Below are 16,127 nucleotides of genomic sequence, written 5' to 3' on the forward strand. Positions count from 1 at the left end.
GGGTATGAGCATGCCGCAGCGCAGCCGAGGTTTCGGATGGCGCTGTGTGAGTCATGCAGGTTGTTCATGCGAACGAGTTATAACCCGGAAAGCATTTCTCCATGCCCAAGAACAACACCCCCGCCGGCAAACGCCCGGCCAAGAACTTCGACCCCAAGTCCAAGTACGGCGAGAACAAGCGGCCTTTCGGCTCACGCCCAGGCGCGAAGTCCGGCAGCAAGAGCGAAGGCCACCGCGGCTACCGTCCCGACGCCGGTGGAGCGCCGCAGAAGTCACGCTGGAACGCAGACGAGCGTGCCGAGCGCGCCGCCCGCTTCGAGTCGGAGGAGCGCGGCGACCGCGCACCCCGCGGCGACCGCAATGAGCGTCCTGCGTACAACCGTGGTGGCGACCGGAACCAGCGTCCCGCGTACAACCGTGGTGGCGACCGCAACGAGCGTCCTGCGTACAACCGTGGTGGCGACCGCAACGAGCGCCCCGCCTACAACCGTGGCGAGCGGACTGAGCGTCCGTCCTACGGTGACCGGAACGAGCGTCCTGCGTACAACCGCGGTGGCGACCGGAACGAGCGCCCGTCCTACAACCGTGGCGAGCGGTCCGAGCGTCCGTCCTACGGTGACCGGAACGAGCGTCCTGCGTACAACCGTGGCGAGCGGTCCGAGCGTCCGTCCTACGGTGACCGGAACGAGCGTCCTGCGTACAACCGTGGTGAGCGGTCCGAGCGTCCCTCGTACGGCGACCGGAACGACCGCCCGGCCTCGAACCGTGGTGGCGACCGCACCGAGCGTCCGGCGTACAACCGTGGCGAGCGGTCCGAGCGTCCCTCCTACGGCGACCGGAACGACCGTCCCGCGTACAACCGTGGTGGCGACCGCAACGAGCGCCCGGCCTACAACCGGGGTGAGCGCGCGGAGCGTCCCTCGTACGGTGACCGCACCGAGCGTCCCGCGTACAACCGTGGCGAGCGGTCCGAGCGTCCCTCCTACGGTGACCGCCCGGCCCGTCAGGGTGACCCGCGTCAGGCGAACCGCACCGACCGCCCCGCGCGTTCCTACGACGACCGTCCGAAGCGTTCCTTCGAGGAGCGCCCGGCGCGTTCGTACGACGACCGCCCCAAGCGGTCCTTCGACGACCGCCCGAAGCGCTCGTTCGACGACCGCGGCGCGTCCGACGCCGGCCGTGGCAGCGACTACTACCCGAAGCGCGATGCCGGCTCCTACACGCCCCAGGACGATGTGGTGCTCGAGCGCCTCGAGGCCGACGCGATCCAGGCCGGCGACGTCGAGGGTGTGACCTTCGAGAGCCTCGGCCTCGGCGGCAACATCGTCCGTGCACTGGCCGAGCTCGGCGCCGACAGCCCGTTCCCGATCCAGGCGGCGACCATTCCGGATGTCATCGCGGGCCGCGACGTGCTCGGCCGTGGCCGCACCGGCTCCGGCAAGACCATCGCCTTCGGTGCCCCGCTCGTCGAGAAGCTCATGGAGAACGGCGGCGGCAAGAACCGCAAGCCGGGTCGCAAGCCCCGCGCCCTCATCCTCGCCCCGACGCGTGAGCTCGCCCTGCAGATCGACCGCACCGTGCAGCCCATCGCGCGCGCCGTCGGCCTCTTCACCACCCAGATCTACGGCGGTGTCCCGCAGGGTCGCCAGGTCGGCGCACTGCAGCGCGGCGTCGACATCATCGTCGGCACGCCCGGTCGCATCGAGGACCTCATCGAGCAGGGTCGCCTCGACCTCTCGCAGGTCACGGTGACCGTCCTCGACGAGGCCGACCACATGTGCGACCTCGGCTTCCTCGAGCCCGTGCAGCGCATCCTGCGTCGCACCGCGCCCGATGGCCAGAAGCTCCTCTTCTCCGCCACCCTCGACAAGGGTGTCGCAGCCCTCGTCAACGAGTTCCTCCCGAACCCGTCGGTGCACGAGGTCGCCGGTGAGGACCAGGCGTCCTCCACGATCGATCACCGCGTGCTGGTGGTGGAGCACAAGGGCAAGGACCGCCTCATCGAGGAGCTCGTCAACCGCACCGAGAAGACCCTCGTGTTCGCTCGCACCCGGGCCTACGCCGAGCGTCTCGCGGAGCAGCTCGGCATGGCGGGCATCCCCGCCGTCTCGCTCCACGGCGACCTCAACCAGGCGCGCCGCACGCGCAACCTGGAGAAGCTCACCTCGGGTCGGGTCAACGTGCTCGTCGCCACCGACGTCGCCGCCCGCGGCATCCACGTCGACGACATCACGCTCGTCGTGCAGGCCGACGCCCCGGACGAGTACAAGACGTACCTGCACCGTGCCGGCCGCACCGGTCGTGCCGGCAAGATCGGTCGCGTCGTCACGATCATCCCCAAGGCCCGTCGCCGCCGGATGACCGAACTGCTCGACCGCGCTGAGATCGAGGCCGCGTTCGACGACGCAGCCCCCGGCGACCAGCTCGTCGAGGACATCGCCACCGCGTAGTCCCCACCGCATCAGGAACGCCCGCCGAGCTCACGCTCGGCGGGGGTTCNGCGCGGCACGTGCCCGCACGCCGGGGCACGTGCCGGGGGTCAGGGGGTGAGCGCGGCCCGTTCGTCGTCACGTGGTGCGAGCACGACCGCGTCGTCGACGCCGTCGAACATCCGCACGGGCCGCGTGGCGTCCCAGCGCTGCCAGCCGGGGTCGCCGGTGGTGGCGAACGCCACCCAGGCGTCGTGCATCGCCGTGGCCAGCGACTGGGGTGCATCCGGTCCGGCCATCCGCAGACCCTCCGGCGAACCGGGGTGGTCGAACACGAATCCGATCTCGAGGGCGTGGGCAGCACCGAGGGCGCCGTGGCCGTCCGCCCCGACCTGGCTCCGCCACGCGAACTCGTAGACCCAGGTGTCCGCGCCCGTCGAGCTCCGCGCGTCGGCGAGTCGGTTCAGCGGCACCCGGAGCAGGACGTCGGTGGCCATCGCGCCGAGGATCTCCCCGGGAGAGGCCTTGGGCCGGTTCCGGCGGAAGGTCCTGACGCTCGCCGCCGGGATGCCGAGCTTCAACCGGGCGGCCAGGAGGTGGACGCGCTTGATGGTCGGGAGCAGACCGGTCGGCACGAACCACAGCCGGTACTCCTCCGTGGTGCTGCCGATGAGGAGGGGGATGTCCGCCGATCGGCCGGCGAGGAGCGCATCGAGCGGGCTCTGCGGAACGAGCTTCGCGTCCGTGGCGACGGCGAACCCGGGCCCGCCGCTCAGCGGGTTGCCGCCGGCCATGACGCGCTCCTGCGACGCGACGAGCCCTTCGGGCGGAATGCGTCGGAACCCCGCCCTCGTGGCAGGCACACCGAGGTCCTTCGCCATGAGCTTCGAGATCCGACCGGCGCGCTCGGCGGTCTGCGATTCGAGCGGGCCGCTCTGGACGATCGCGCGCGCCATGACCGAGGCCGCGTCCGGATGGGCGAGGAGGGTGGCGACGGAACTGCCGCCGGCCGACTCGCCGAACACGGTGACGTTGTCGGGGTCGCCGCCGAAGTGCTCGATCTCGTCCTGGACCCAGGTCAACGCTGCCAGCTGGTCGGCGATGCCGAGGTTCAGTGGGACGTCGTCGAGCACCGAGAAGCCTTCCGAGCCGAGCCGGTAGTTGACGGACACCAGCACGACGCCGTCGCGGGCGAAGGCGGTGCCGTCGTAGGCGTCGAGCGCGTTGGAGCCGTGGACGAACGAGCCGCCGTGGATCCAGACCATCACCGGGTGCGGTCCGGCCGACGGCTCGGCCGGTGCCCAGACGTTGACGTTGAGGATCTCGTTCCCCGGCACCGTGACGGTGGAGAGGAGCTCGCCGACCGCCCCGGCGTACGGGGCCTGCGGTGCGGTGGCTCCAGGCCGGGTCGCGTCGCGTGGCTCGTCCCACGGTTCGACGGGCTGGGGGAGCCGGAACCGGTCGTCGCCGAACGGCGCCGCCGCGTACGGAATGCCGAGGAACCGGGAGACCCCGCCCGCGCGGAGTCCGGTGACGGGGCCGCTGCCGGTCTCGATGGTGACCGGCGAGGGCCCGCCGCTCGGCAGGGTCTCGTCGTCGGCCGGTTCCAGCCCAGGGTCGATGCTCATTCGGGTCCGTTCGTCGATGCTCGGGTGACCAACTGTATCGACGGCGTTCGCGCGCGAGCCTGTGCATCGGACGAGAGACCGGTGCGGAAGACTGGAGCGATGCAGATCCGTCCGTTCACCCCAGCCGACACCGACGCCGTCATCGCCCTGTGGAGCATCGTCGGTCTCACTCGACCATGGAACGACCCGGCGAAGGACATCGAGCGCAAGTCGACGACGCAGCCCGAGCTGTTCCTCGTCGCGGTGGATGCCGATGGCGCCCTCATCGGCACGGCGATGGTGGGGTACGACGGCCACCGCGGATGGGTGCACTACCTGGCCGTGTCACCGGCCCAGCAGGGCGGTGGACTCGGTCGGGAGCTCATGGCCGAGGCCGAGCGCCTGCTCATCGGACTCGGGTGCCCGAAGATCAACCTCATGGTCCGGACGGGCAACGACCGGGTGATCGGGTTCTACGAGGCGCTCGGGTACGGCACCGACGAGGTCGCGCTGCTCAGCAAGCGGCTCATCCCCGACGCCTGACCGCGGTTCGTTCGCCCATTCTTGGGCGAGGGAGGTCTCGTTCGCCCAAGAATGGGCGAACGGACGGGTCAGAACAGGGTCGGCTGGACCTGCAGGCCGGTCGTGACGAACTCGGGGACGCGTTTGCGCAGTTCGGCCCGCTCGCCATACCCGTCGCGCAGCATGCCGAGCGCCGACGAGCGGACACCCCCGGTGGCGGGGTCCTCGGTGCCGCGCTCGAGCCCGTGCTCGCGGATCATCGGGCGGATGCGCGCGGCCAGCCACTTCCGGTACTCCTTCGGGGCGTAGGCGCCGTCGGCGTACATCGAGGTGTAGCGGTCGACGAGCTCGGGGTGCTCCCGCGACAGCCACTGCATGAACCAGGGTTTCACGCCGGCCTTCACGTACAGGGTCGAGAAGAGGACGGTGCTCGCGCCCGCCTCGCGGATGCGCGACAGTGCGAGGTCGAGGTGGTCGACGGTGTCGGTCAGGTAGGGGAGGATCGGCATCATGAAGACCCCGACATCGAAGCCGAGGTCGGCAGCGGCGCGGACGGTCGCGAGTCTGGCCGCCGCCGTCGGGGTGCCGGGCTCGATCGACTGCTGCAGCTCGTCGTCGAAGATCGCGATCGACATGGCGAGATCGACCGGCACCCGCTGAGCGACCTCGGCGAGCAGCGGCAGGTCGCGCCGGAGCAGCGTGCCCTTCGTCAGGATCGAGAACGGGGTCCCCGAGTCGGCGAGGGCGTTGATGATCCCCGGCATGAGCCGGTACTTGCCCTCGGCGCGCTGGTACGGGTCGGTGTTCGTGCCGAGTGCCACCGGGTGCCTGCCCCAGCTCGCTTTCGCGAGCTCCTTCTCGAGGACCTCGGCGACGTTCACCTTGACGATGAGCTGCGAGTCGAAGTCCTTCCCGGCATCGAGGTCCAAGTACGAATGCGTCGGTCGGGCGAAGCAATACACGCAGGCATGCGAGCATCCCCGATAAGGGTTGATGGTCCATCCGAACGGCATCACGGACTGGCCGGGCACGCGGTTGAGTGCGGACTTCGCGAGCACCTCGTGGAAGGTGATCCCGGCGAACTCGGGCGTCTGGACGCTGCGCACGAGGTTGTTCAGCTTCGCGAGGCCCGGCAGCGCCGACGTCGTCTCAACCCCGAGTTCCTGTCCGCTCCACCGCATGCCTCCATTAGAACATACATTCGATTGAGGCGGTCATTTGGCATCCGTCATTGACTGTCAGAGTCTGAAGTTTTAGTATTCCAGACACATAGAGAGAGGTGTGAACAATGGCTGTTCATCCATCCATCCAGTCCGAGACCGACCGTCGACCCGTGCGCTCTCGAGCTGCTTTCAAGATCATCTTGGTCGGGCTGACAGCAGCGTCCGTCGTTCTCGCGCAAACGGGGCCAGCGTCGGCCTCTGAACGCGAGTCTTCGTCTGGAGGTCCGGTTTCGACCGCCGCTGCAGCCGAGCCGAGCGATCTCTCCACGGACACGATCGAAACCCATGGTGCGCCCCTTGTACTGGCGATCGTGGGCGCCGTCCTAGCGACCGGAATGGCCGCCGATCAAGCAGGTCGAACCGCCGGTGCACGGGTGTACTACGCCGGCGTAACCCTCACGCAGTACCAAGGAGTGAAGTGGCAGACGAGGGCCACGGCGGTTGCCGCCCTCGGCGTGATCATGGGGCCGGTTTTTATGGCGTCGTTCGAAGCGACCTTCTATGGATTGGCCTCTTGACCAACGGTCAGCTGCGCTTCTTCCTCGCATTCGTGTCTGCGCTGTTTGCTGCGTACGTCGTGGTGGGTGGCCTGCTCGACCCCCTCGGCCTGCAATCCGGTCAATTGGCGATCGCGTTCAGTATGGCCGTCATGATCATCGCGGCCAGTCTGCCTTCCAAGCCGGGAGACTCAGCCAAGTAGGTTCTCGGTGTGTGGTCCCAGCGTTTGGGGCCACACACCGTCGCGCGACGTCATCAAGCGGTCCGATGGGCTCAGGCGGCGAGGCTCCGCCACAGGAGGGCGGCGCTCACGAGCCAGAAGGCGACCATGAAGCACCAGTCGCGGGTCCGGAAGGGGATGCGGGTCCGCTCCGTGCGCTGCGGATGGGCGCCGAACGCGCGGGAGTCCATGGCGAGCGCGACCCGCTCCGCGTGACGGATGGCGCCGGCCAGCAGCGGCACGACGGTGCCGCCGGCGCGGCGGACGGCGGCGATCGGTCCGCGACCCTCGGCCATGCCGCGGACCCGGTGGGCGGAACGGATCACCTCCAGTTCGTGCCCGAACCGCGGCACGAACCGGTAGGCGGCGAGCGCCGTGTACCCGATCCTGTAGGGCACGTGCAGCTGCTGGATCATCGCGCGGACGAACTCCGGACCGGTCGAGGTGAGGCCGCCGATGCAGGCGAGGACGAGGAGGGCCGCGAGTCGCAGTGCCGTTGCGAGGCCGACGAGCAGCGCGCCGAGGAAGAATCGGTAGTCGCCGACCTGGAACAGCAGGACGGACTGGTCGACGCGGCTCGGGTCGGTCCACAGGCCGAAGCTGAACGACATGATCGCGACGATGAGCGGCAGTGCCACGAAGAGCAGGAGGGCGACCGTCCGCGTGAGGCTGGCCCCGACGAGGATGACCACGACCGCGAGGGCGATGAAGAGCGCCGGCGTCACTGGATCTCTCGTGAACGCGAGCAGGATCATCACCGGGAGCGGAGCACCGAGCTTCGCGAGCGGGTTCAACCGGTACAGGAATCGACCGGCCGGTGCCGTGCCCGAGGCGTACGGGTCGATCGTCGAGGCGCTCATCGGGCGGCCGCCCCGGGCAGGTCGTCGAGTCTCGACAGATGCCGCCAGTCGGGGTGGTTCGCCAGCGAGCGCATCGCCTGGGCGAGCGGTGGTGGCCGGAGCCCCGCGCGGTGCAGGAGCTCGTCGTCGCCGAGGACCGCGGCGGTCGTGTCGTGGGCGAGTAGGCGACCGCCGGCCATCACCGCGACGTGACTCGCGTGATCGGCGACGAGTTGGAGGTCGTGGGTCACGACGAGGACTGTGGTGCCCTGCGCGTTGAGTCCGGCGAGGAGGTCCAGGAGCTCGTTCGCCCGCGCCCGGTCCTGACCGAAGGTCGGTTCGTCGAGCGCGAGCACCGGAGCTCCGGCGATGAGGGCGCTCCCGACGGACAGTCGGCGCTTCTGGCCGCCGGAGAGGAGGAACGGATGCACGTCGCGGGCGGATGCCAGGCCGAACCGCCGCAGCAGGTCGTCGACGCGCCGCTCGATCTCGGTGTCGTCGACGCCCCGGATCCGCAGACCGTGCGCGAGTTCGTCGTGGACGGTGTGCGTGATGAACTGATGCTCGGGGTTCTGGAAGACGAAGCCGATGTGCGCCGCGATCGTCCGGACGTCGCTGCGCCCCGGGTCGATTCCGCCGACGTCGACGCGCCCGCGGGGAGGCCGGACCACCCCGGCGATCGCCTGGAGCAGGGTCGTCTTGCCGGCACCGTTCGTCCCGATCACCGCGAGGAAGTCGCCTGTCTCGACCTCGAGGCTCACCTCGTGGAGGATCGGGGTGCGCCGGCGGCCGCGACCGCGTTCGACGCTGAGCCGGTCGACGCGGACCGCCACCGACGACTCGGCGGTGGCCGGGGCGGCGGGTGCTGTCGGCAGCGTCGGCAGTGCGGTCGCGTCGAGTGCGGCGGTCAGCTCGGCAGGTGTCAGAGGGAGGTCCGGCAACGCGACACCGGCCGACCGCAGTCGCAGGGCCGCGAGCGTCGCGACCGGGAGCCAGACGCCCATCGCGAGCAGCTCGTCGAGGTGGCCGAGCAGGACGTCGCGGGTCGGGCCGTCGAAGGCGAGCCGCCCGTCGCGATCGAGCACGACGACCCGGTCGACGAGGTCGATGGCGGCGTCGAGGTTGTGCTCGACGAGCAGGATCGCGTGCCGCTTCCCGGTGCCCTCGGGTCCGGAGACGAGTGAGCGGAGGGCTGCGTAGACCTCCTCGATCCCGGCCGGATCGAGGTTCGCCGTCGGCTCGTCGAGGACGAGGAGGTCGCTCCCCATGGCCAGGGCGCAGGCGATCGCGAGTCGCTGTCGGCCTCCGCCTGAGAGTCGGTCGGGGTTCTCGGCCCGGCGCTCCCAGAGCCCGACCTGCCGGAGCGCGCGTTCGGCGCGGGACAGCACCTCCTCGACCGGGAGCAGGAGGTTCTCCGGGCCGAAGCACACCTCGTCGAGGACCGTTCCGGTGACGATCTGCGCGTCGGGGTCCTGGAACACCATCGCCACGTGCTCGCTCAACTGCGCGACCGTGGAGGTGGCCGTGTCGAGCCCGCCGGTGATCACAGCACCCTCGAACTCGGCCGGGACGGCGTGGGGGACGAGGCCGTTGAGGGCCAGGGCGAGCGTCGACTTCCCCGAGCCGCTCGGCCCGAGCAGGAGGACCACCTCACCGGGTGTGACCTGCAACGACACGTCGTCCGGGGTCCACTCTTCGCGCTCGTCGTGACGGATGCGCACCCGCCGGACGACGGTGGCGGGCTGCGTCGGCGGTACGGGGTCCACTCAGGCCCGCGTGCCGGCCGAGCCGCGGTCGCGCTGCAGGGGTTTCGCGATGGACCGCCCCACACCGGCTCTCGCGAGCGCCGCTGCGACCGCTCTTCCGAGCGCGGTGAAGGCGATCGGGCTGAGGACGAAGAGCGCGATGTAAACCGTCTGGGCGAGGGGCGCGAAGTGCTCGATCCCGAGGACGACGAGCACGGAGCCGCCGAAGACGAGTCCCGCGATGCCGGCTGCCAGGTAGAACACCCAGGCCTTCCAGACGCGGTAGCGCGACACGGCGAAGGGGACCTCCTGCAGGAGCCCGATCGCGAGTCCGGTGCCGAAGTAGCGGAAGAACCACTGCGGGCTGAACGCCGCGGAGACGAGCCCGGCGGTGAGCCCGGTCATGAGGGCCACGCCACCACGTCGGAGGAGCGCCTGTGAGACGACGCCCGGCAGGAAGTAGACGCCGATGATGAGGCCGTAGAGCACGGGGGCGGTCGCGGAGATCGTGCCGCCGACGTACCCGGAGACGACGAAGACGAGGCCGCCCCCGACGCCGATCGCGGCGCAGGTCAGCAGCAGTCGCGTACTCAGACGTTGCATGAGCCCACCTTCACGAGCAGCCGATCTCCTGAGGACAGCCTATCCTTTATCAGCCCGTCGAGACGCCGACGGACACCGCTCGGAACGGGGTCCCGAGCGCCTCGTCCGGGCGATCAGATCGAGCGTCGGCGCGGGGTCAGACGGACGTTCGGCAAGGGCGGCGCCGGGATGCGGTCCGTGCCGTGGCCGGCGACCGACCCGAAGCGCGGCGACCCCGCCTCCCAGTCCTCCCGGGCGGACTCGATGTCCTCGTGGCTGCGACCGACGAAGTTCCACCACATGACCAGCTCCTCCGGGAACGGCGTCCCTCCGAGGAGTACGAAGCGGGCACCGGTCGCGCTCCGGAGCTCGAGTCGATCGCACCCGGGCGCCAGGTAGAGCAACGGGCCGGAGCCGAGTTCGACGCCGCCGACCTCGAGCGCCCCGTCGAGCACGAGGACGCCGTGCTCGAAGGACGGATCCACCGGCACCTCGACGACGGTGTCGGCTTCGAGCGTCACATCGGCACCGAGCAGGGGCGAGTGGACGGTCGCGGTCGACGTCACGCCGCCCAGCGTGCCGACGAGGACGGTCGCCTCCAAGCCTGGAGCGCGGTGGACGGGCAGGTCCGTGTGCTGCTCGAACGCCGCCGGCACCGAGGCGGCGGTCTCCGGGAGCGCCACCCACAGCTGGAGGCCGTGCATCGCGGCCGCCTCCTCGCCCACCGAGAACTCGGAGTGCGACACGCCTCGACCGCTCGTCATGAGGTTGAGCTCGCCCGGGCGGACGACCACGTCGCTGCCCACGCTGTCGCGGTGGCGGATGTCGCCGACCAGCGGCCAGGTCACGGTCTGCAAGCCGGTGTGCGGATGCGGCAGGACGCGCATCAGCGACCGGTCCTCGTCGAAGCGGTCGAGGAAGCACCAGGCGCCGATCATCGGCAGCTCGCGCTGCGGGAGGGTGCGATGGACGCTCAAGCCGCGGACGCCGCCGAGGGGGACCTCGCGGGCCTCGAGGAGTCTCGTCCCGGATCCGTCAGGTGCGTGGCAGACGCTGGGGACCGGGTCGGCGTCGAGTCTCGTCATGAGCGCCTCCTTATCACGGACAACGCTACTCCCGCTCGGCCTGACCTCGGCCCGCACCGACGTGGTTGACTGGGCGCGGGGCCCGTCCGGCTCCGCCGCTGCCGAGATTGGGGATCCCATGGGCCTGTTCGACAAGCATGAGGACGCACCGGAGCCGCTCGCCCGGGGACTCTGGCACGACCGCATCGGCACGTTCGCGACCCGGAGCATCCAGACGCTGGCCATCGTCGCGGTCGCCGCGCTGATCGTCTTCGCGCTGACCCAGCTCTCCCTCGTGATGATCCCCGTCGTCATCGCACTCATCCTCGCCTCGGCGATCTACCCGCTCATGCGGTGGATGCGGTCGAAGGGGCTCCCGTCGATCCTCGCCACCTGGATCGCCCTCGTCTCGATCCTCGTCGTCCTCGGCGGCATCGGATGGCTCATCGTCTGGGCCGTCCGCAGCCAGTGGGACGACCTCGTCGACTCCGCCTCGAAGGGCTTCGGGCAGCTGCAGGACTGGCTCGGCACCCTGCCGTTCGACATCGACGAGAAGCAGATCGAGGACGCCAAGCAGACCGCGGTCGACTTCCTCACCTCGAGCCAGTTCGGCAGCGGGGCGCTCGCCGGTGTCTCCGCGACGGCGAGCTTCCTCACCGGCCTGGTGCTCATGGTCGTCGTCCTGTTCTTCTTCCTCAAGGACGGGCCGCGGCTCTGGGAGTTCCTGCTCCGCCCCTTCACCGGAACCGCGTACGACCGTGCCAAGCGCATCGGCGGCAAGACGGTGGACACCCTCGGCGGGTACGTGCGCGGCACCGCGACGATCGCGGCCGTCGACGCGATCGGCATCGGCATCGGCCTCGCGATCATCGGGGTCCCGCTCGCCTTGCCGCTCAGCGTCATCGTGTTCCTGACCGCCTTCATCCCGATCGTCGGTGCGACCGCCGCCGGCATCCTCGCGGCCCTCGTCGCGCTCGTCGCCAACGGTCCGGTCGCCGCCCTCATCGTCGTCGGCATCGTCGTGCTCGTGAACCAGCTCGAGGGCAACTTCCTCCAGCCCGTCGTCATGGCACGCTCGCTCAAGCTGCACGCCCTCGTCGTCCTCCTCGCCCTGACTGCCGGCACCATCCTCGGCGGCATCGTCGGCGCGGTCCTCGCCGTCCCGATCGCGGCGGTCGCCTGGGGCATCATCGGCGTCTGGAACGGTCCGGACCAGCCGGCCGAGCCCATGCGGCAGAAGCGACCCGAGTCCGTCTGAGGGAGCCCGTCAGGGTCGTGGGTCCGCCCGCCGGATAGCATGTGATCGTGGACCCCCACGATCTCCTCGGCCTCGTCTTCGAGGTCTTCACCTGGATCGGCTTCGGCAGCGCCGTCGTCGTGCTGCTCGTCATGCTCATCGCGCGAGCGGCGGACGGCAGCTGGGTGGAGACGCACGGGGTCATCGTGGACCTGCCGGAGGACGCGGGCGGCGGGGACGTCGATCGAGGTCCGGGGCGCGAGGTCCGCTGGATGACCGAGGCGGCCGAGCTGTACTCACGACCCGTCACGGATGCGGAGTTCGACGCCCTGCGCGACCCCGAGGAGCCGAACGTCTTCTACGCCCGCCGGGAACCGTCGCGCGCACGCTTCCGCCGGACGGCCGATCACACGAGGGCACTCCGCCTGCTCTTCGGCGTGACCTTCGGCATCGGCGTCGTCTGCTCCATCGCCTCGATCGTGCTGCTGTTCGTCGCCGACACCGGGGCCTGACCACCCGCTCCTCGGTCCCTGAGCCTGTCGAAGGGCCATCCTCCCGGTCATCGAGCCTGTCGAAATGCCCCCGAGTGACCCCCTGGTCCGGGCTCCGATCGTCCTGGCCACCCCCTCCCCGGTCCCTGAGCCTGTCGAAGGGCGACGCTCGGGTAGGCTGTGTGCACGAGCGTCGACACCTGGTCCGCTCGCTCTCCCGGAGGCATCGCATGACGGAACGGTGGGCCCGTGTCGCCCGCGGCACCGCCGCAGCCGCGTTCGCCACCTTCGCCGCCGCCCTCTCGCACACGATCGGCGGGGCCGCCGCGCCGTCCGCGTTCGTGCTCCTGGTCGGTGGCACCTTCGCCGTCCTGGTCTGCGTCCTCCTCGCCGGCCGCCGCATCACCGCACTCGGGGTCGTCGCCTCCGTGCTCGTGAGTCAGCTCGGCTACCACGCGCTCTTCGCCCTCGTCCCGAGCACCGTCAGCGCCACGGTCGCATCCGGCGGTGCGACCGGCCCCGCCGACTGGCACCGGCACGGGGTCGTCGAACTCGCGACCGGCGGCGTCACCGCGGCGCACACCCACGGCGACACCACGATGTGGGCGGCGCACCTCGTCGCGGCGGTCGCGACCATCGCAGCCATCCTGTTCGCGGAACGCGCGACGCTCGCAGCGCTCGCCGCGCTGACCGTCCGGATCCTCGCCCGCCGTGCGGCACCGACGCACCTCGTCCCCGCGCCCCGTCGGGTGCGCTGGGTCCGGGTCAACCGCCGTCCGCGCAACCTCGGGGTGGTCCTGCTCCACCTGCGACACCGCGGTCCGCCGGCTCTCGCCGCCGCCTGACCGACGCACCACCCTCCGACCGGGACGGGTGCCGTGCGTGGCCGGGTCGGCCCCGACGCAGCAGCACCCTTCGGCGCGCCATCCGGCGTGAGCCACCCCCCATTCCGCACGCTCGACGCCGTGCGGATCAGTCGACAGGACGATCATGAACGCAACCACCCCCCGCCCCACCTTCCGCAAGCCCGCCGTACTCGGTGCCGTCGCCATCGGCGCCGGAGCGCTCCTCGCGGTCGGCGCGCCGCTCGCCGCCAGCGCCCACGTCAGCGTCACGCCGACCTCCACGGCCGCCGGCTCCTACACGGTGCTGAGCTTCGCCGTCGGTCACGGCTGCGACGGTTCGCCCACGACGAGCCTCTCCTTCGAGATCCCCGAGGAGATCAACGCCGTGACGCCGACGGTCAACCCGAACTGGACCATCGACAAGCAGATGGCCCCGCTCGCGAAGCCCATCACCGACAGTCACGGTGAGCAGCTCGCCGAGCGCGTCGGCACGGTCGTCTACACGGCCAAGACGCCCCTCGCCGACGGCTACCGCGACACCGTCTCCTTCCAGGTCCAGCTGCCCGCCGACGCCGAGGGCAAGACCCTCGTCTTCCCGGTGACGCAGACGTGCGAGGTCGGCCAGACCGACTGGACCGACGTCGCGAAGGACGGTCAGACCGAGGACGACCTCGAGTCGCCGGCGCCCGTCGTCGTCGTGACCGCTGCCGAGGCCGGCGACCACCACGGTGGCGCCGCCATGGACGACGACGGTGACGGCGACCACACCGAGGCCGCCGCCGCGACCGACGCCGGCACCACCGACGTGCTGGGCCGCGTGCTCGGCATCGCCGGTCTCGTCGTCGGTGCCGCCGGCATCGTCATCGCTGCCTCCGCACGCCGCGCAGCGTCCGACGCGAAGCGCCAGGCCTGATGACGGTCTCCCGTCGTCGCCGTCTCGTCGGCACCGCTGCGACCGCGTTCCTCGCGGTCGCAGCGGTGCTCGCCGTGGCCCAGCCGGCCTCAGCGCACAACAGCATCATCTCGACGACGCCGGCCGAGGGGTCGACGATCACCGAGCAGCCGGAGCAGCTCGTCATCACGACGAACGACAACCTGCTCGACCTCGGCGAAGCCGGCCAGTCCAACCAGATCCAGGTGACCGGCCCGGGTGACGAGCGGCTGTACTACGGCACCGCGTGCGCAGCCGTGAACGGCCCTGCGCTCGTCATGCCGCTGCAGCTCGGGCAAGCCGGCGAGTACACCGTCGTCTGGCAGCTCGTCTCGACCGACGGCCACCCGCTGTCGGGCAGCTACACCTTCGAGTGGGCGCCGGCCGAGGGCCAGGAACTCGCCGCGGGGAGTGCGAAGCCCGCGTGCGCGACGAGCGGTGCTTCCACCGTCGAGCCCTCGTCGGAGGCGGGCGGTGTCGAGCCGGAGTCGTCCTCTGGCGGGCTCAGTGGCGATGTGTGGTGGATCGTCGGCGCGATCGGCGTCGTCCTGATCGCCGGCATCGGCGTGCTGCTCGTGACCCGGCGGAAGCCGGAGCCGACCTCGGACGACCAGGGCACGGACACCCCGTCCGGTCCTTGAGCCGCACCCCGTCGGGTCCCTGAGCGCCAGCCTGTCCGGTTCCGGAGCCCACCTCTTCCGGTCCCTGTGCCGGCATCCCGTGCGTTCCCTGAGCGCCACCCCGTTCGGTCCCTGAGCTTGTCGAAGGGTAGTCCGGTCGATGGTGTCCTCGGATGGCGAGGTGCTTCGTGGGCACTTCGACAGGCTCAGTGACCGGGTGAGGTGCCATGCCTCGGTCCCTGAGCTTTTCGAAGGGTAGTCCGGTCGATGGTGCTGTCGGCTGGCGGGGCATCTCGTGGGCACTTCGACAGGCTCAGTGACCGGGGGAGGTGACACGCTTCGGTCCCTGAGCTTGTCGAAGGGTAGTCCGGTCGGTGGTGCTTCCGGCTGGCGAGGTGCTTCGGGGGCACTTCGACAGGCTCAGTGACCGGGGTCGGGCGAGCGGGTTCCGGTCCCGACACAACGGAACAGCCCCGCCATCCTGGAGAGGATGACGGGGCTGTTGGGTTGTTACCGGTGTAGCGTGCGGGTGAACCCGCGGTCGGCTACTTTGCCGGCGGCATCAGCACCGAGTCGATGAGGTACACGGTCGCGTTGGCGGTCTTGACGCCACCGCAGATGACCTTGGCACCGTTGACGGTGATGTTGTCACCCGAGCCCTCGACCTTGACGGTTCCACCCTCGACGGTGGTCTGCTCACCGTCGATGTCGGACGGAGCGATCTGGCCGGGGATCACGTGGTACGTGAGGATCGAGGTCAGCGTCGCAGCGCCCTCAGGCGTCTTGAGGCTGTCGATCGTCGCAGCGTCGATCTTCTTGAACGCGTCGTCGACCGGAGCGAAGACGGTGAACTCGGAGCCGTTCAGCGTGTCGACGAGGTTGACGTCGGGGTTCAGCTGGCCGGAGACCGCAGCGGTGAGCGTGGTCAGCAGCGGGTTGTTGGACGCGGCGACGGCGACGGGGTCGGCCGACATGCCGGCGACGGAGCCAGCACCGTCCGGGACGGCGTCAGCGTAGGCGGCGCAGCCCGAGCCGACGAGGTCCGCTGCGGGGTCGGCAGCCATCGACTCGGTGGGAGCGGAGCTCGGCTCCATCGAGGAACCGCTGTCGGAGCTGGAGCCGCTGGAACAGGCTGCGAGGCCGAAGGTCGCGACGGCGGCGAGTGCGAGCACTGCCATGTGGTTTCGCTTGATGGTACGCATGTGATTCTCCTTTGATGAGGTTTGGACCGGTTGTCGAGTGCCTCTCAGAACCGGCCCTCGATGACACTTCGG

General features: G+C 70.3%; 16 protein-coding genes. 9 read left to right on the forward strand and 7 right to left on the reverse strand.

Translation table 11 applies throughout. The features are described 5' to 3' along the window. The first annotated feature begins 101 nt into the window (after nucleotides 1-101). The gene (locus tag IFR14_RS05600) at nucleotides 102-2,450 is read left to right on the forward strand and encodes a DEAD/DEAH box helicase (RefSeq protein WP_191940514.1); all 2,349 of its coding nucleotides are present in this window, start codon (nucleotides 102-104) and stop codon (nucleotides 2,448-2,450) included. Nucleotides 2,451-2,539: 89 nt separating this feature from the next. On the opposite strand, the gene IFR14_RS05605 is transcribed toward IFR14_RS05600, so the two are convergent. Continuing rightward, nucleotides 2,540-4,057 carry a carboxylesterase/lipase family protein gene (locus tag IFR14_RS05605; protein ID WP_191940515.1) on the reverse strand — a complete coding sequence of 506 codons (1,518 nt, stop codon included), beginning with the start codon at nucleotides 4,055-4,057 and terminating at the stop codon, nucleotides 2,540-2,542. 99 nt (nucleotides 4,058-4,156) lie between these two features. Between IFR14_RS05605 and IFR14_RS05610 the strand changes: the two genes are divergently transcribed. Next, a complete protein-coding gene (locus IFR14_RS05610; RefSeq protein ID WP_191940516.1) occupies nucleotides 4,157-4,579 on the forward strand; it encodes a GNAT family acetyltransferase in 423 nt (140 codons plus the stop codon). 68 nt (nucleotides 4,580-4,647) lie between these two features. On the opposite strand, the gene IFR14_RS05615 is transcribed toward IFR14_RS05610, so the two are convergent. Beyond that, the gene (locus tag IFR14_RS05615) at nucleotides 4,648-5,739 is read right to left on the reverse strand and encodes an Rv2578c family radical SAM protein (RefSeq protein WP_191940517.1); all 1,092 of its coding nucleotides are present in this window, start codon (nucleotides 5,737-5,739) and stop codon (nucleotides 4,648-4,650) included. Between the two features lie 107 nt (nucleotides 5,740-5,846). Between IFR14_RS05615 and IFR14_RS05620 the strand changes: the two genes are divergently transcribed. Then, nucleotides 5,847-6,299, forward strand: a complete 453-nt coding sequence (locus IFR14_RS05620) for a hypothetical protein (RefSeq protein WP_191940518.1) — start codon at nucleotides 5,847-5,849, stop codon at nucleotides 6,297-6,299. After that, nucleotides 6,296-6,481 carry a hypothetical protein gene (locus IFR14_RS05625; RefSeq protein WP_064294237.1) on the forward strand — a complete coding sequence of 62 codons (186 nt, stop codon included), beginning with the start codon at nucleotides 6,296-6,298 and terminating at the stop codon, nucleotides 6,479-6,481. The genes IFR14_RS05620 and IFR14_RS05625 overlap by 4 nt, the downstream gene beginning before the upstream one ends. A gap of 71 nt (nucleotides 6,482-6,552) precedes the next feature. Here the strand turns inward: IFR14_RS05625 and IFR14_RS05630 are convergent, their stop codons facing one another. The 4 genes from IFR14_RS05630 to IFR14_RS05645 form a co-directional block, all read right to left on the reverse strand. Next, nucleotides 6,553-7,359, reverse strand: a complete 807-nt coding sequence (locus IFR14_RS05630) for an energy-coupling factor transporter transmembrane component T (RefSeq protein WP_191940519.1) — start codon at nucleotides 7,357-7,359, stop codon at nucleotides 6,553-6,555. Further along, on the reverse strand, nucleotides 7,356-9,104 hold the full coding sequence (locus IFR14_RS05635; protein WP_191940520.1) for an ATP-binding cassette domain-containing protein: 1,749 nt from the start codon (nucleotides 9,102-9,104) through the stop codon (nucleotides 7,356-7,358). Before IFR14_RS05635 ends, IFR14_RS05630 begins: the two co-directional genes overlap by 4 nt. Next, nucleotides 9,105-9,686, reverse strand: a complete 582-nt coding sequence (locus tag IFR14_RS05640) for an ECF transporter S component (protein WP_191940521.1) — start codon at nucleotides 9,684-9,686, stop codon at nucleotides 9,105-9,107. 113 nt (nucleotides 9,687-9,799) lie between these two features. After that, nucleotides 9,800-10,750, reverse strand: a complete 951-nt coding sequence (locus IFR14_RS05645) for a pirin family protein (protein ID WP_191940522.1) — start codon at nucleotides 10,748-10,750, stop codon at nucleotides 9,800-9,802. Between the two features lie 118 nt (nucleotides 10,751-10,868). On the opposite strand from IFR14_RS05645, the gene IFR14_RS05650 reads away from it, so the two are divergent. The 5 genes from IFR14_RS05650 to IFR14_RS05670 all read left to right on the forward strand — a co-directional run bounded on the left by IFR14_RS05650 (nucleotide 10,869) and on the right by IFR14_RS05670 (nucleotide 14,874). After that, nucleotides 10,869-11,987 carry an AI-2E family transporter gene (locus tag IFR14_RS05650; protein ID WP_079705105.1) on the forward strand — a complete coding sequence of 373 codons (1,119 nt, stop codon included), beginning with the start codon at nucleotides 10,869-10,871 and terminating at the stop codon, nucleotides 11,985-11,987. A gap of 47 nt (nucleotides 11,988-12,034) precedes the next feature. Then, complete coding sequence (locus IFR14_RS05655; RefSeq protein ID WP_159877764.1) at nucleotides 12,035-12,478, forward strand: DUF3592 domain-containing protein; 444 nt, start codon at nucleotides 12,035-12,037, stop codon at nucleotides 12,476-12,478. Between the two features lie 209 nt (nucleotides 12,479-12,687). After that, the gene (locus IFR14_RS05660) at nucleotides 12,688-13,302 is read left to right on the forward strand and encodes a hypothetical protein (protein WP_191940523.1); all 615 of its coding nucleotides are present in this window, start codon (nucleotides 12,688-12,690) and stop codon (nucleotides 13,300-13,302) included. Between the two features lie 145 nt (nucleotides 13,303-13,447). Beyond that, the gene (locus IFR14_RS05665; protein WP_085511800.1) at nucleotides 13,448-14,215 is read left to right on the forward strand and encodes a YcnI family copper-binding membrane protein; all 768 of its coding nucleotides are present in this window, start codon (nucleotides 13,448-13,450) and stop codon (nucleotides 14,213-14,215) included. After that, entirely contained in the window at nucleotides 14,215-14,874 is a 660-nt protein-coding gene (locus IFR14_RS05670) for a copper resistance CopC family protein (RefSeq protein WP_137242287.1), read from the forward strand. Before IFR14_RS05665 ends, IFR14_RS05670 begins: the two co-directional genes overlap by 1 nt. Nucleotides 14,875-15,398: 524 nt before the next feature. On the opposite strand, the gene IFR14_RS05675 is transcribed toward IFR14_RS05670, so the two are convergent. Then, nucleotides 15,399-16,055, reverse strand: coding sequence for a fasciclin domain-containing protein (locus tag IFR14_RS05675; RefSeq protein WP_079705110.1), 657 nt, complete (start codon nucleotides 16,053-16,055; stop codon nucleotides 15,399-15,401). Nucleotides 16,056-16,127 lie beyond the last annotated feature (72 nt).

Origin of the sequence: Plantibacter sp. CFBP 8775, from assembly GCF_014839505.1 — a bacterium.
GTDB classification, from domain to species: domain Bacteria; phylum Actinomycetota; class Actinomycetes; order Actinomycetales; family Microbacteriaceae; genus Plantibacter; species Plantibacter auratus.

What these genes read in the sequence shown, in the direction of transcription:
- IFR14_RS05610 (WP_191940516.1), top strand. Translation starts at nt 4,157, where the DNA reads ATGCAGATCCGTCCGTTCACCCCAGCCGACACCGACGCCGTCATCGCC.
- IFR14_RS05600 (WP_191940514.1), top strand. Translation starts at nt 102, where the DNA reads ATGCCCAAGAACAACACCCCCGCCGGCAAACGCCCGGCCAAGAACTTC.
- IFR14_RS05660 (WP_191940523.1), top strand. Translation starts at nt 12,688, where the DNA reads ATGACGGAACGGTGGGCCCGTGTCGCCCGCGGCACCGCCGCAGCCGCG.
- IFR14_RS05665 (WP_085511800.1), top strand. Translation starts at nt 13,448, where the DNA reads ATGAACGCAACCACCCCCCGCCCCACCTTCCGCAAGCCCGCCGTACTC.
- IFR14_RS05620 (WP_191940518.1), top strand. Translation starts at nt 5,847, where the DNA reads ATGGCTGTTCATCCATCCATCCAGTCCGAGACCGACCGTCGACCCGTG.
- IFR14_RS05615 (WP_191940517.1), bottom strand. Translation starts at nt 5,739, where the DNA reads ATGCGGTGGAGCGGACAGGAACTCGGGGTTGAGACGACGTCGGCGCTG.
- IFR14_RS05670 (WP_137242287.1), top strand. Translation starts at nt 14,215, where the DNA reads ATGACGGTCTCCCGTCGTCGCCGTCTCGTCGGCACCGCTGCGACCGCG.
- IFR14_RS05605 (WP_191940515.1), bottom strand. Translation starts at nt 4,057, where the DNA reads ATGAGCATCGACCCTGGGCTGGAACCGGCCGACGACGAGACCCTGCCG.
- IFR14_RS05675 (WP_079705110.1), bottom strand. Translation starts at nt 16,055, where the DNA reads ATGCGTACCATCAAGCGAAACCACATGGCAGTGCTCGCACTCGCCGCC.
- IFR14_RS05630 (WP_191940519.1), bottom strand. Translation starts at nt 7,359, where the DNA reads ATGAGCGCCTCGACGATCGACCCGTACGCCTCGGGCACGGCACCGGCC.
- IFR14_RS05640 (WP_191940521.1), bottom strand. Translation starts at nt 9,686, where the DNA reads ATGCAACGTCTGAGTACGCGACTGCTGCTGACCTGCGCCGCGATCGGC.
- IFR14_RS05650 (WP_079705105.1), top strand. Translation starts at nt 10,869, where the DNA reads ATGGGCCTGTTCGACAAGCATGAGGACGCACCGGAGCCGCTCGCCCGG.
- IFR14_RS05645 (WP_191940522.1), bottom strand. Translation starts at nt 10,750, where the DNA reads ATGACGAGACTCGACGCCGACCCGGTCCCCAGCGTCTGCCACGCACCT.